At 57.0% G+C, this 351-nt stretch carries 1 rRNA gene; it reads left to right on the top strand.

The features are described 5' to 3' along the window. Positions 1–133 (top strand): 23S ribosomal RNA (locus NJC10_RS11195); the annotation flags it as partial. Positions 134–351 lie beyond the last annotated feature (218 nt).

Below are 351 nucleotides of genomic sequence, written 5' to 3'. Positions count from 1 at the left end.
CGAGATGAGATTTCCTTGCCCCTTGAGGGTGTGAGGCCCCCAGCGAGAACACTGGGTTGATAGGCTGGATGTGGAAGCGAGGACTGAAGACTCGTGGAGCTGACCAGTACTAATAGGCCGATGACTTCTACACACATGTTCCTTCTGCTGCTTCAAGCGGGAGGGGTGATGGTGCTTGCGTCCACTGTGCGGTTGTCTGATTGCAACCGGTCCTGTCCCTTGTGGGGGGTGGGGTTGAGAATTGAAGAGTGTGTCACTGTTGTGTGACCCGATGGTTTCCCGCTGCGCCTGTTTGGGTGTGTAGGTGGGGTTAGGGTTACGGCGGTCATAGCGTGGGGGAAACGCCCGGTT

Origin of the sequence: Micrococcus sp. M4NT (genome assembly GCF_033790745.1) — a bacterium.
Lineage (GTDB): Bacteria > Actinomycetota > Actinomycetes > Actinomycetales > Micrococcaceae > Micrococcus.
Note: the sequence above shows the minus strand (reverse complement) of the source record. Positions and strands in the feature narration are given on the sequence as shown.